This is a genomic window from Caballeronia sp. BR00000012568055, from assembly GCF_029439455.1.
Classification (GTDB): Bacteria; Pseudomonadota; Gammaproteobacteria; order Burkholderiales; family Burkholderiaceae; genus Caballeronia.
In genome coordinates, this window is sequence record NZ_JAQFVG010000319.1 from 95,352 (window position 1) to 108,413 (window position 13,062).

General features: G+C 59.8%; 18 protein-coding genes. 13 read left to right on the top strand and 5 right to left on the bottom strand.

Annotated features, from left to right (window positions below):
* The first annotated feature begins 409 nt into the window (after positions 1–409).
* The 10 genes from P7F28_RS26005 to P7F28_RS26050 all read left to right on the top strand — a co-directional run bounded on the left by P7F28_RS26005 (position 410) and on the right by P7F28_RS26050 (position 6,228).
* Positions 410–1,306, top strand: a complete 897-nt coding sequence (locus P7F28_RS26005; RefSeq protein WP_277187645.1) for a hypothetical protein — start codon at positions 410–412, stop codon at positions 1,304–1,306.
* Between the two features lie 22 nt (positions 1,307–1,328).
* On the top strand, positions 1,329–2,117 hold the full coding sequence (locus tag P7F28_RS26010; protein ID WP_277187646.1) for a hypothetical protein: 789 nt from the start codon (positions 1,329–1,331) through the stop codon (positions 2,115–2,117).
* Entirely contained in the window at positions 2,114–2,509 is a 396-nt protein-coding gene (locus tag P7F28_RS26015) for a DnaB-like helicase N-terminal domain-containing protein (RefSeq protein WP_277187647.1), read from the top strand. The genes P7F28_RS26010 and P7F28_RS26015 overlap by 4 nt, the downstream gene beginning before the upstream one ends.
* The gene (locus P7F28_RS26020; protein WP_277187649.1) at positions 2,506–3,012 is read left to right on the top strand and encodes an HNH endonuclease; all 507 of its coding nucleotides are present in this window, start codon (positions 2,506–2,508) and stop codon (positions 3,010–3,012) included. The genes P7F28_RS26015 and P7F28_RS26020 overlap by 4 nt, the downstream gene beginning before the upstream one ends.
* Positions 3,009–3,476 (top strand): hypothetical protein, encoded by a 468-nt coding sequence (locus P7F28_RS26025; protein ID WP_277187650.1) that lies wholly within the window; start codon positions 3,009–3,011, stop codon positions 3,474–3,476. The genes P7F28_RS26020 and P7F28_RS26025 overlap by 4 nt, the downstream gene beginning before the upstream one ends.
* Positions 3,469–4,014, top strand: coding sequence for an HNH endonuclease (locus P7F28_RS26030; RefSeq protein ID WP_277187651.1), 546 nt, complete (start codon positions 3,469–3,471; stop codon positions 4,012–4,014). The genes P7F28_RS26025 and P7F28_RS26030 overlap by 8 nt, the downstream gene beginning before the upstream one ends.
* Positions 4,015–4,520: 506 nt before the next feature.
* Positions 4,521–4,727: a hypothetical protein gene (locus P7F28_RS26035; protein ID WP_277187652.1), complete on the top strand. Its 207-nt coding sequence runs from the start codon at positions 4,521–4,523 to the stop codon at positions 4,725–4,727.
* Positions 4,711–5,058: a hypothetical protein gene (locus tag P7F28_RS26040; protein ID WP_277187653.1), complete on the top strand. Its 348-nt coding sequence runs from the start codon at positions 4,711–4,713 to the stop codon at positions 5,056–5,058. The genes P7F28_RS26035 and P7F28_RS26040 overlap by 17 nt, the downstream gene beginning before the upstream one ends.
* Positions 5,045–5,839 carry a DNA methyltransferase gene (locus P7F28_RS26045; RefSeq protein WP_277187654.1) on the top strand — a complete coding sequence of 265 codons (795 nt, stop codon included), beginning with the start codon at positions 5,045–5,047 and terminating at the stop codon, positions 5,837–5,839. Before P7F28_RS26040 ends, P7F28_RS26045 begins: the two co-directional genes overlap by 14 nt.
* An 11-nt stretch (positions 5,840–5,850) precedes the next feature.
* The gene (locus P7F28_RS26050; protein WP_277187655.1) at positions 5,851–6,228 is read left to right on the top strand and encodes a hypothetical protein; all 378 of its coding nucleotides are present in this window, start codon (positions 5,851–5,853) and stop codon (positions 6,226–6,228) included.
* A 304-nt stretch (positions 6,229–6,532) separates the two neighbouring features.
* Here P7F28_RS26050 and P7F28_RS26055 read toward each other — a convergent pair whose 3' ends face one another.
* On the bottom strand, positions 6,533–7,330 hold the full coding sequence (locus P7F28_RS26055) for a hypothetical protein (RefSeq protein ID WP_277187656.1): 798 nt from the start codon (positions 7,328–7,330) through the stop codon (positions 6,533–6,535).
* A gap of 2 nt (positions 7,331–7,332) precedes the next feature.
* Positions 7,333–7,887, bottom strand: a complete 555-nt coding sequence (locus tag P7F28_RS26060; RefSeq protein WP_277187657.1) for a PAAR domain-containing protein — start codon at positions 7,885–7,887, stop codon at positions 7,333–7,335.
* A gap of 932 nt (positions 7,888–8,819) precedes the next feature.
* Here P7F28_RS26060 and P7F28_RS26065 point away from each other — a divergent pair.
* Positions 8,820–8,960, top strand: a complete 141-nt coding sequence (locus P7F28_RS26065) for a hypothetical protein (protein ID WP_277187659.1) — start codon at positions 8,820–8,822, stop codon at positions 8,958–8,960.
* Between the two features lie 148 nt (positions 8,961–9,108).
* Here P7F28_RS26065 and P7F28_RS26070 read toward each other — a convergent pair whose 3' ends face one another.
* Complete coding sequence (locus tag P7F28_RS26070) at positions 9,109–9,783, bottom strand: PAAR domain-containing protein (RefSeq protein WP_277187660.1); 675 nt, start codon at positions 9,781–9,783, stop codon at positions 9,109–9,111.
* A 301-nt stretch (positions 9,784–10,084) separates the two neighbouring features.
* Here P7F28_RS26070 and P7F28_RS26075 point away from each other — a divergent pair, with 301 nt between their 5' ends.
* Together P7F28_RS26075 and P7F28_RS26080 are read left to right on the top strand one after the other, a co-directional pair.
* Entirely contained in the window at positions 10,085–10,714 is a 630-nt protein-coding gene (locus tag P7F28_RS26075; RefSeq protein ID WP_277187661.1) for a hypothetical protein, read from the top strand.
* Positions 10,711–11,304, top strand: coding sequence for a phage tail protein (locus P7F28_RS26080; protein WP_277187662.1), 594 nt, complete (start codon positions 10,711–10,713; stop codon positions 11,302–11,304). The genes P7F28_RS26075 and P7F28_RS26080 overlap by 4 nt, the downstream gene beginning before the upstream one ends.
* Positions 11,305–11,322: 18 nt before the next feature.
* On the opposite strand, the gene P7F28_RS26085 is transcribed toward P7F28_RS26080, so the two are convergent.
* Positions 11,323–11,745 (bottom strand): hypothetical protein, encoded by a 423-nt coding sequence (locus P7F28_RS26085; protein ID WP_277187663.1) that lies wholly within the window; start codon positions 11,743–11,745, stop codon positions 11,323–11,325.
* Between the two features lie 478 nt (positions 11,746–12,223).
* Positions 12,224–12,979, bottom strand: coding sequence for a competence protein CoiA (locus P7F28_RS26090; RefSeq protein ID WP_277187664.1), 756 nt, complete (start codon positions 12,977–12,979; stop codon positions 12,224–12,226).
* Positions 12,980–13,062 lie beyond the last annotated feature (83 nt).

Genomic DNA, 13,062 nt, shown 5'->3' on the forward strand with positions numbered 1-13,062 from the left:
AATATTTTCCGAATCCTTGACTTCTGTAAATCTGGACTGGAGTGGATAGCACTGGATCGCACTGGCTTTTTAAAAACGGCACTGGATCGCACTGTACTTTAGATGCGGGATTTATGGCAAATCTGCCAGCTTGAATTAACCAATCTTCGGTATATCGTTCAACACCTGCGCGAATGCACATTAAGCGAGGCGAGTTATGAAACACGCGGCCAAATGTGAAGCGCCCGGCAATGGGCGCAGGGCTACCGCAGGTTATCCGCCGCCGTTGCGCGGTAATGAAACCACGGCCGCCCGGCTCATGCGTATTGCGCACCTGCGCGCGGCGTGCGCCCCGATGCCGCTTGCGCGCCCGATCCAGCGCGCCACGTCGCGCCCCATCGCGTAGGGGGCGAACATGGCGCGGGCTCGGATGCTTAAAGCGAAGTTTTTCACCAACGACGTACTCGGCCAGTTGCCGCCGCTCGCGCGTCTTCTGTTCGCGGGACTGTGGACGATCGCAGATCGTGCCGGACGTCTGGAAGACCGGCCCGCGCGCATTCACGCGGAAATCTTGCCTTACGACGCCGAAGCGGACGTCGAGGGCTTGCTCGACTTGCTCGAAGGCACGGGCTTTATCGCGCGCTATGCGGTGGACGGCGCGCGATACGTCGAAATCACCAACTGGACCAAACACCAACGCCCGCACCCGCACGAACCGGAAAGCGTCATTCCGCCATGCGCGCCCGCCGCAAAGCCCCGTACCAGGGCACGCCGTGACATTGCCGTACCACGTCACGCCAACGGTGCGACGTGTACCGACATTGGCGACACATGTACGCCGGGTTCATCGGGTTCATCGGGTTCATCCCGGCACTCGCGTTCGAAGGTATCGCCAGCTTTACCCGTAGAGCCGCGCGAAAAACGCGATTCGCGCGGCGCACGATTGCCCGAAGCCTGGACCTTGCCCGAAGCGTGGGCCGCGTGGGCGATGCGGGAATGCGAATTTTCGCCGCCGCAGGTTCGCGAAGCCGCCGCGCGATTCGCCGACTACTGGCACGCGAAAGCCGGTGCGGACGCCGCGAAACGGGACTGGGCCGCGACCTGGCGCAACTGGTGCCGCAGCGAACGCGACCGATCGCGCAACGCACACGGCCCGCCACGCGCCACGGCTGCACGCGACGGCGCGGGCTTGTGGACGCTCGACCACGCCGCGCTCAACGCGTTAGCGCGTGACCTCGGCATAGGCGAAGCACGCGTGGGCGAATCCGCACGGGCATTCATCGCGCGGATTCAAGCGGCGCAACACGGCCGCGACCGGCTGCACTGACAGACCGCAACCAGGGGCAGACATGGACGACGAAGCGCAGACGGAAGCGACCCCGCGCGATGCGCGTTGGAGGCTTTGCGGCGTGCCTGGTTGCCCGCTTGTCGGCACCATCGGCCGCGCCGGGCAATGGTGGTGCTATTGCCACTTCGACGCCGACACAAGCGCCAACGATGCGATTACGCGCGTGATTCGCAAGCATCGCGCGGTGTACCTGGCAACGGTAGACGTGCGTGCTTCGATCGGTACGGACGGCTGGCCGCGCATGTACCGCACGGTGCAGGAACGCTTACTCGACGCGCAATGCGCCGACCTGATGCCGTGCGAGTTGGACGCGTCGCCGTACCGCCCAGGCCGCCCGATCGTGTCGCAATGGCTCGCGCGGCTTGAACGCTACCTGCACGACGCGGCACGCGCGGAGTTGCAGCGTATGGCGCGCGATGCAACGCCCGAAGCCGTGACCAGGCGCGCGCCGCTTCCTAGCCGCGATTGCGTGGCACGAATGCGCGCGACGCTGGCACCGATCGCGGCGCGGGTGCTTTCGCCTCGGTGGGCGTTCGAACTGCTCGACGGCATCGCACGAAAGCCGACGCACGCGCCGCCGCCCGAAGCGCTGCGCGCCGCGCTTGATGCGATCCGCTCGCAGACCGGCCGCGCATACGTCGCGAATGCAACCGACGAACAACGCGCGCGCTGGCGCGCGGCGCTGGAAAGCATCGGCGGCACGGCGGCCGGCCTCATGCCGTCGCGTGTCCCTGGTGAAGACGACGAACCGATGGAAACAAACCCTACTGAAAGCGAGGCGCAATCATGATCCGTTTCGAAGACGACGACCGCACGCGCGGCGAACAGCACGTACTCGGCGCGGTCCTGCAAGGGAAACCGCTGCATCCGGGCGTATGGCAAACACTCTGCCCCGAAGACTTCGCGCACGATCTGCACGGGCGCATTTTCCGTCACGCGGAACGCCTTGCCGCCGTTGGCGTACAGGTGAATCCGGCCGCCGTGTACGAGTCGATGCGCCAGGACCGGCGCAAGCATCAACCCGCGCCAGCGCTCGACGGTGTAGCCGACTACCTCGAAGCGCTTTCCTGCTCGAAATCGAATCCGTTGCACAGCGCGCATATCCGGGCGCTTGCTGCATTCCATAACGCGAGCATCGAGCAACACACCGCGCGTGTCGCATCGGCACGGGGCAGCAAGTGAGCGCACTCACAATACGCCGCGATGCGGCGCTGCTCGCTCGCTTCGAAGCTCGCGTTACGCCTGAGCCAATGTCGGGTTGCTGGCTCTGGACCGGTCCACCGCGAGATGATCGACGGAACCAACAGTATGGGGTTGTCCGTGTCAACGGTCCGCAGATCGGCGCGCATCGCGCCGCTTGGTTGCTCTATCGAGGCGATATTCCGGGTGGTCTGCACGTCTTGCATCGTTGCGACAATCCCGCCTGCATAAATCCGGCGCATCTGTTCCTCGGAACAAACCTCGATAACGTTGCTGATCGGGTAAGGAAAGGCCGTTCAGGGTTTAGGGCGCATCCTGGCGACACGCATCCGATGGCGAAGCTAAAGGCGACAGACGTAGCGGCGATCCGCAAACGCCTAAGGGACGGCGAGCGAAATTGCGATCTTGCCGACGAATACGGCGTTTCAAGAACGACGATTTCGAACATCGCTCACGGCGACCGGTGGAAGGTGAAACCGCAATGAAAGTCGCCTTCACAATACATGGTCAGCCTTACTCCAAAGCCAACTCACGCGCGATTGTGACGCATCGATATCGGGCTCTGGACGGCCAGGTGCGCGAGCATCCGCGCTCGATCAAGCCACAAGATGCACTCGCATTCGAGCGCGCCGCTCTGCTTCAGATTCCGGTCGAATGCCGCAAACGGCTTACCGGCCCGGTGCGCGTGACACTCCGAATCTACTATGCGAGCAATCGGCCGGACCTGGACGAATCGTTAATCTTGGACGTGCTGCAAGACCGTTATGCGTGGCGTAAGACCACTACAGGCAAAGTGCGCGTACTCATTCAAGCGGGCGTATGTCGCAACGACCGCGCCGTATGGGAAAAGCACGTTCTTAAAGCCTTGGACAAGACGAACCCGCGCGCGGAAATCATCGTTGAGCCGTTGAGCGCTCAACAATGCGAACTGTGGTGCGATCATGGCTGATAGCGCGATGACGCGGTTAATGCTTCGCGTGGAACGTATTCCGATCTGCGGATGCTGGATTTTCGCCTTTGCCGATGATGGACGCGGCTACGGCCGTATTTGGATACACGGATGCGTTATGCGCGCGCATCGCGCCTCCTGGCTACTGCATCGCGGCGCTATTCCGCAGGGCGCAGACGTTTTGCATCATTGCGACGTACCGGCGTGCGTGAATCCCGATCACCTTTTCCTGGGCGACAAGACCGCCAACATGCGCGATATGGCGCGCAAGCATCGCCAGGTTTTCCAAGCGCACCCGGAGAAGATCAAACGCGGCGAGGCGTGTTTTCACGCGAAGTTAAGCGAGAACGCAGTTCGAGAAATCATCGTTCGCACAAGGTACGGCCACACGGGCGCAGACCTGGCAAGGGATTTCGGCGTTTCCCAATCCACCATATCGGCAATCTTGCACGGCCGCATCTGGCGGCACATATCGCGGACCTTCTTGCCAGCAGCGAATGACGACGCCGCGATCGTCGCGGCCGGGGGCCAATCGTGAACCCGAAACAACGTGAATCGCGGGTACTCCATGCGGACCAGATACGCGCGCGAGCGCTGCACGATTTGACGCGAGCGCGTGAAGCGCTGGCGTTGATTCGTGACATTGCCGAAGCGCACCCGTGCGCCGACTCGTTACGCAGCATCGCGCGACTGGCGCGTGCTGCACTCGCGGGCTCTGCGCCACCCGATCCGGCTCTGCAACACAGTGAAGAACATTAAGGGGATGCCCCGTGACGAAGCGAACTAAGCACGTCGAAACGGCAATCGAGCCGCGCACAAAAACGCTCGGCGATTTGGTAAGGGCGGAAGCGCTGCGCCGTCGTTGGCCGTGGCCGTCTGTCGCCGACGAATGCGCGCAGCGTGCCGAACGTTGGTACGGCCGCCGCCTTTGCAAAGGCGACGAACTCAAAGAGATTTTCTCTGAAGTGTTCCGCCCGGAGTAACGCGAACATGGCGACGATACAAAACGCTGCGCATCGTTGCGCCTGGCCGGATTGCGGCCGAATGGTGCCCCTCGATCGGTGGGGATGCCGCGAACACTGGCACGCCTTGCCGAATCACTTACGCGCGTGGATCGGCCGCTCGTATCGGCAAGGCTTCGAATCCGGGCGGCATCCGTTGCCGTCGTACCTCGACGCGCACCGCGCCGCGCTCGACTGGATACGCGAACAGCAAACAGAGGCACGCGCAGACCATGAAGCGAAACGCTAACGCCGTTGTCCGGCTCAACGTTGCACAACTGCGCGCGGCCAAAGCCGAAGGCTACAAGGAAGGCTTAACGGTCGGCCGCGCGTGCGCCGTCGATGATGCCGAAGCGCGCGGCTTCACGCGCGGCCTGTCGGCCTCGCGCTTTGCGTCGCGCATCATGCTTGAACGCTTCGAGCGCGAACGCGACGCGGCAACCGCCGACGCGCGACGCTATCGCGCGTTCTTCGATGTCGGCTTGCCCGTATGTTTCGGCGGCGTCGAATTCACTCGCAAGACGGATGCAGACCAGGCGATCGATACGGCAATCCGGGCGCTCGAACATGATCGACGTTAAGCCCGTCACGATCGGCCCGGCCACGCTGTATAACGCGGATGCGCTCGCGATCTTGCCTACGTTATCAGGGCTAGACGCGCTCTTATGCGATCCGCCTTATTCGAGCGGCGGGCAGTTCCGTTCGGATCGCGTACTCGATACGCGCAAAAAGTACATTCAAAGCGGATCGGCGGGCCAGTCACTTCCCGATTTCAGCGGCGATAACCGCGATCAGCGCGCGTTCGAGTATTGGGCCGCGCTCTGGTCGGCGGCAGCGTTGCGCGCGTGCAAGCTCGGTGCCGTTGGCATGTTCTTTACGGACTGGCGGCAACTCCCGGCGTCAACCGATTACATGCAATCGGGCGGGTGGATATGGCGCGGTATCGTGCCCTGGTGCAAGCCCGATGCGCGGCCGCAACTCGGGCGCTTCACGGCGCAATGCGAATACGTTATATGGGGCTCTGCGGGGCCGATGGCAGTTGACGCAGCGGCCGAAACCATACCGGGCTTCTACGAATGCACCGCGCCGCGCGATCGTGTCCACGTCACGCAGAAGCCGGTGGCGTTGATGCGCGAATTGCTGCGCGTCGTTCGGCCTGGCGCGTTGGTTCTCGATCCGTTTATGGGAAGCGGCACAACCGGCGTTGCAGCAATGCAGACCGGGCGGCGCTTCGTCGGAATCGAACTGGACCCGGTGCATTTCGAGCGCGCGTGCGAGCGTATCAACGACGCTCACCGCCAGGGCGCGCTTTTCGATCACGCCGACACGGCGCGGGAACAAAAACGATTAACACTCGAATAGCGGATCAGGACGTGAATCGTCTGGGTTGCGCGTTAGGCTGCTTGCTCACTCAACCCTTGGAGCCTGATATGTCTAAACCGTTCGATGACTTCGATTCGCCAACTAGCGGCGAAGTTGTATCGTTCCTTCGTGAACCCGGCAATGCGCCGGTAGATCGCGCAATCGTTATTCGCTTTGCACGCGAAATAGTGCGCGCGCGCTGCCTGCGGACGCAGCCATATGAATTATGCACGATTGGCAGAAAGAGCGCTAACGAAAGCGGAGCGGGCCGAATCGTCGCGCTCGAAGACCTTCACGCGCTCCTGGTCGAAGACAAGGGCCGAACGGGGGATTTCGCGGAGTCGCAGATAATCGGCGACGGCTTGCGCGTCTTCCCGGTAACGTTTTGACGCGCCACGCGCAAACAAAAAGCCCCGTCGAAACGGGGCTTTCTTTCTCGTTCACGCAATTACTTCAACAGAGAAACGAGGGCAATCGACGACGCAAGGAATATAGCGGCAGACGTGTAGAAGAACCATTCCGATCGAATAAATGCGAATCGACCGCGCGGGCGCTCGTCGGCCTCCTCATCACCAAGCCACCATTCCATCGTCGCCAGGCGCTCGTTAAACATAGCAACGAATAGGCAGGATAGCGCGAGAATGCAAACCGCTAATAAGATCCATACGCAAACTTCTCGCATTTATATCTCCTTCAATGCCACACAAAACTATTGAAGAACTGCAATTCGTCTTCGTAGATATCAGAAATTACTTGGCCGACCATTCCGCCCACGTTACTTCCAATTGCCACTGTCGCTATCGCGCACATCGGTTCCGCAGGACCGCATATAAAGGAAACTGCACCGCCTGCAATAGCCCCGCCAATCATCCCCGCCGCAATGATGTTGCCTTGACGTGCGGCTTCCCGAATTTTGTCCTTCGAGTTGGTAATCTCCCATACGGCAAGAATGGCGGTGATAAGGATCATTACTTTAGCCCGCCGCACCAAACGCTCAGCCTTAGCCGTCACTTTCGCGTTATCTCGGCCTGCTGCCTCAATCACCTTGTAATAGACCGTGCCGCGTTCCGTCTGCGACAATTCGGCAAAAGGTCTGTGATAGCTTTCCTGCGCGTACTTGTTCAGGTAGTAATCGAATCCGCGAGCCTTGAGTTTGATGGCTTCAGCCTCTGCCACGCCCTGCGCCGAAGTCCATTTTCGATATTCAGCGAATAGTTGGTCGCGCATCTGGTTGCAGAACTGCGCTCCTTCCAATGACGTCATCTTTCCTTTCGCTACTTGCGCCTTAACGTCGTCTGAAATGATCTTAATGTGCCTTTGGTACTGCTTTCGCACCGAGTTGTCGCTAATCATATCGACTGCAATTCGGTTCGCTACTTCCATGTAACTGTCGGCCGCAGACTGAAAGATTTGCGAGGGTAAGGAATGCTCCTGATTGGTTCGAAACGGGCCATGAAAGACGATGGGCTTATTTGATTGTACTTCTGACATGCTTACCTTGCGATTGCTGAAAGAATTGACTCTGTTACAGACCCGGACACACCCGCGCGATCGTCCAGCAACAGTTCGATACGGGCGCAGGCGTTCCCATTGTCGGCACGCTCGAATCGAACCGTGTTGCTTGCGTTAAATGTTTGATACTCGCTAGAGCCGTCCGCGAAATGCGCCACACATTGCAACCCTGCGCAGTTGTCGTCATCTGTCAGCCGAGATTCAATCCAATGAGTGGATGAACCGCTAACAGGACTAGCCATGGGGAGGGCATTTTTCGCATCCGAGTAAAAGGCGTTTGACGACCCAGCCGAAAGAACGAAATTTTTCATGCAAGGACATAGCACGCGATCACCTCCCTTGACCATCGGTTGGCCGCCGTCCATCCAATTGCTGGCCGTACCGTATATCGGCCATCCTCCTTTGCAATTTCCGCACGTCGCAAGGTTTCCCTTGCGCGCATAGGCTTTGCCTTGCTCATTGAATGAATCGCTACGCGCAATCACAACGCCGCCCGTGGATGTAGGATTCCCGTCTGCTACAAGACTGCCAAACATTGTTGCTCCTGTTATATCTAACCCGCGATTACCGAAAGTATGGATTCCGTAACTGAACCAGTAACGTCCTGGCTTTCGTCCATCGTGAATTCGATTCTGACGCATTCATCGCCGTTGCTTACCGGTTCAAATCGCACGGTGTTGTTTGCGTTGATGGACCCGGCCGCTTGGCTACCATCTGCAAAATGCGCTACGCAACGCAGTCCCTCGAACTTTCCCGGCTCCGCAAGTGTGAATCCAATCCAGTGCTCTCCTGCGAATACGGAGATAGCATCTTCCGTCGTGACTGATTTCCTCATTGCTTGCACATCGCTTTGATCGGTGATTCGCCAACTACGGCCATACCTAGCGATGATTTGCGGATGCGATGGACATTTGCACACAACCCAATCGCCGCCGACTGCCTGAAGACGCCCGCCTTCCATTAGATCGCGCATCCGCCGGTTAGTGTTGGCGCCGCCGATAATTCGTCCGGTCGTCGCACACGCATTGCAATACGCAGGATCGCCAATAAACGCCAGGCGTCGGCGTTTGCCGTCTTAGCCTTGGATCGTACCGGCGCGCCCAGTTGCGCACACGTAACCGCCGCTTGTGAGCGGATCGTCCTCGACTGCGGCATAGAAATATTCCGTCATTTATTAGCCTCCTATCGCATCCAGAAGACTCTGTGTAACGCAAGCGGCCCCAGTGGTGCTTTCGCGCGGCATTAACTCCAATCGCTTGCATAGGTTGCTGTTATCGGACCGCTCAAAACGTACCGTATTGTTTGCGTCGAACGTCCCCACGTCCGTATCTCCATCTTCGAAGTGCGCAACGCATCGAAGCCCCGCGCAGCTTGTGGGCTCGCTCAACTTAAACGCGATCCACTGATTAGCTAACCCATTTGAAGAATCGTGCGTCGCTGCGCGGGGCACCTTACTAATGGCGTCGACGTGGATTTCCATGAACATGCCCGCATCCGCACCAGCAAGCGTGCGATTCTTTCCGCATGGGCACAGTACGTAATCGCCATTGACGACGACGGCTCGCACACCTTCGCCGACGCCCTCGCCAGTTCCGGCTATTTTCCATAGACCGGGGCAATTTCCGCATGTTGCCTGATCGCCAAATAGCGCGACCTTTCGCCCGTTATCGTGAATTTCAGCGCTGAATGCCAACACGTGACCGCGCGTAGTAGTGGCGTCTCCATGACGCACAATTGCAACTCTCACAGAGACTCCATTACGCTTCTAACAATGCGACGCCGTGTTCATCGACAGGAACAAAAATGGTTGATGTACGGGGTTCGCGATGCGGACTGTCATTGATGCAATCGCCGTTATCTAGCAGACTGCCGACGACACCGTAAGCGTGTTTCGTGTCGCCTGCGATGCCGACGCCCGTAATGATGCGTGCGCGGCTACCGTCCGGGTACTGGACGAAATCACCAATTCGCGCAGCACGTCGTTCCACGTCTCTTACTTCGTATTCGCCTGTCACTTCGAGCAAGACGCCGCCGCGCGGCGTCGTCGCCCCACGCACCGCGAAGCGATGGGGCGGCTCACTCACGGGCGGCCACCAATCCGCATCGAACAAGCCGGGCGGTTCTTCTCCATCCCGAATCAGCAGACCCGAATCAAGATGCCCCCACGGGGTTTCCACGATCCGGTCGCCGTTGCTCAAACTGCTACCAACCAATGCGGCAGAACTTCCGCCGATAACGACCGCGTATCCTGCGCCGTTCATAATCACGGCTTCGCTACCATCGGCATACGTAACGATATCGCCAACGCACGCGATGGGAAGCCCGCAATATTTGTTGCCCGAACCCGACGTAACCCGGCCGCCGCGTTCGGTGCGCGCACCGATCGTTGCAAACGCGTATTTCGTGGCTTTTCGTTCCTGCTTCTCCACCATTTTCAAATCTCCACGAATTGAGACCTACCGGCCGAATGTGACCAGCAACCAGGCAAGCCAAAATGCGCCTGCGGGGGGCGATACTCTCGCGCCTGGGCGTCTTGTCGATATGAGACGGGTCCGAAATTAGGGTTTGATGCTTGCTGATTCTTGTCGAATATGGTTGACATTCGGCAGTTACCGCCTAATATGGCGATTTATTCGGATGGTCGGAACTTGTCCCGAATTTCTGAAGCCCGCGCAACGCGGGCTTTGTCATTTCTGCGCCTGTCGAATCCTCGAATTCCCGGAATGGCTCACCATGCGCGACCTGTACGCCAGTCATGCCGCCGCCTTGCGAGACGCACTACGCCATGCCGTTGAGCGCGGCGGCTTGTCTTCCCTCGCCGTGCTGCACCAGGGCGTGCCGTCCGCTTCAACGCTCACGGGGACCGATGCGACCGCCCAGGCCGCGCGCGTGCGTCGCCAACTCGACCGCCTCGCGCCGCTCCCGCGTGCGCTGATCGTGATTGCGTATGCGCCGCGCTCGCTCAAATGTTCGTGCGGCTCGCGGTGCTGCGCGGGCACGTTCCCGAACCCGGAGTGGAACGAAGCCATGCGCGCCACGCTCGCGCACGTCGCGCCATTGCTCGCGGGACGTGCGGCGAATGAACGCTTGCATCGCGCGCTCATTGCAAACGTGCTCACGCGCACGAAGGAAACGGCGGTATCGCTCGCGGAGCGCTGCGGCGTGCATCGCGACACCGTAGCGGCTCACGCTGCAATCATCGAAACGGATTTGGTAGGTAACCGACAAACGGCCGGCCGCTTCGATCACGCAAGCGCGCGCATCGATGCCCTGTTACGCGAGGCGGGCACCGTGGCCGACCAGGACACCAACGCCGCCAGGCTTGCGGATGTGGCAAACGACGCCCAGGCGCGGGCAACTTGACGCATTCACTAAGAGCCGTGTCCGGCCTGTCTTTACTCGCGACCACACGCGAAATCACGGCGGGCGCGAACCCGAAGGACGAAATACGCGCGATCGTGCGCGCGCTCAACAAGACCGCCGCGCAGGCGCGTACAGGCGCATCGAAAGCGGTACGCGCGAGCGGCTACAACATCAAAGCGAGCGCGATCAAAAAATCGTTTTCGATCGAGCGCGCGACGCCTGGCCGTCTATCGGTGACGCTGCGCGCAACGGGTGCGCCCGTGACACTCATTAACTACGGCGCGACGCAAACGAAGCGCGGCGTATCGGTGCGCGTGAAGAACGGCCGCAAACTGCTACGGCATGCGTTCATTGCAACGATGCCGAACGGCCATAAGGGCGTTTTCGAGCGCGAAGGAACGGGCCACAAGCTCATCACGAAGAACGGCCGCTCGTACATGAGTGGCCTTCCAATTCGCGAACTGTACGGGCCTTCGATACCGGACGCGTTGAGCAATGACGCGGTACAGAAGGCGCTCGCGCAGACCATCGCCGACAAGTACCCCGCGATCCTGGCGCATGAACTCGCCTGGCTCGCGGCGAAGGGTTAGCGGCGTTGCATGGTCGATCTACGCGCGCATTTCGGGCGCGTGGTGTTTCGTGCGGGCGGCGCGTGCGCGCGGCGTGTTCTCTTTCACCATATCGACGGCGCGCTCGGCGAGCAATCCCGCCGCATCGCCCGGCGTCATATGGACCGCTGGAAGCCCGCGTGCATCCTGCGCGATCGTGGCGAACAAGGTGTAATCCGCTTCGGCATCCGACGTATATTTTTCGGCAATCGCAAGCGTGCCACGCAGCACGCGTAACTGCGCAGTTTGTTCGGCCTGGGTTAGCGCGGGGCGTCGTATCGCCGTGGCGAGGACCGCCGCGATATCTTGAAGTTGCGTAATGTAGTTCTCGCAGATACGCAACGATGACATTGCCACCTGCTCGTATTGTGTGGGTTCCGCCTTGCCCGATGCCTGTTGCTTTGCTTTTGTTGATCCAGTCATTACGTGCTCCTGCTCTCTCAGTAGGGAGCCCGCAACGCCCTTACGGGTGAGCGGGCCATTGGCAGGATTGGAAGACCGGACGTAACACCAAACCGGCGAGCCGAAGCTCCCCCGCCAAGGCCCGCCCATTGATGAAAGCAACAGACGTGCAATGACAGCCGCACACCCTTTCGGGCGTGCGGGGTGTTACGTGACGGGCTTCCAAACCCGGCCGCCGTTGTCTACGGCAGCGACGGCGAATGTATAACACGCCGCTTTCGCGCAGTGCAACCAGGCGGGCTAATCTGAACTTTCGTTGATCTGCGGTGCCGCGTTCCGACAGGCGGCCGGGGCCGCTCAATGCCGCGCGGAGTGCCTAAAATTTCATCAAAAGGTACTTCTCGGCAACAAAATGCTGTGCGGGCGCGAAGACTCGCGGCTTTACGCTAGCTCATAGGACCCAAAGGTGTCCGCGCCAAATGCCGTTTCGCGCGTGTCGTCAGGGCATTGTGTAGATACGGCAAGCAGGAACATGCACGGACCCCTTCGAGTAAGGGCCTCGCGTTTTCGGTACGAAGTCCGTCGCAAGATCGAACGCACCGCGAAGTTGAGGAGTACGCCAGCGCTTCGAACGTCGATCGTAGCCGCCCGCTGGTTGTTCGTAGCCGCCCGCCTCGAACCAAGAACTTGAAGGAACGTGGATGAAGTGGTCGCCAAGGTGGAACGCCTCAAACGTTGCACCATCGCGCCAGTAGTACACGTTCCCGTAGTACGCCGCATGACACCACTTTTCCCAGGCGTTGGCGCTAATCCTCTTCGTACGCAGGTCGGCGCGAGGAAGCGCGATCCATAGTACGTACACCCCTAGCCGGTTGTATGCGAGGGTGCGCCGCGTTATTTCGCTCACGCTCAGCTTGCTTCGCTGTACTTCGATCGCGACAGGTACGCCACGAATACGGGCGAACACGTCGGCGACCGAACCGCCGAAATCCTTCTCTAACTCGACGGACTGAACACCTGCGGCCCGGCTTAGCGCATTGAAAACGTCCAATTTGCAGCGCATGTGTTCCACTGTCTCGCCTTGACCTCGATAGCAAGTAACGGGTGGCTTGTGGGCGAAATGGTGAACCTTGATGTGGCCTTTTCGTAGAACGACTTCGGTATCGCACGTTGGACACGCAAACGGTGCATCTATCTTGTCGGCCTGAAACGCGTAAAGCTTTTGGCCGTCGATCTTCCTGCTAGCGGTCAACATATTCTCTACTCCTACTTTGATTGCAGAAGCATAGGCGGCACTAGGTCGATTGCGTAAACAACTTTTTGTTTAGCGGTCAAATG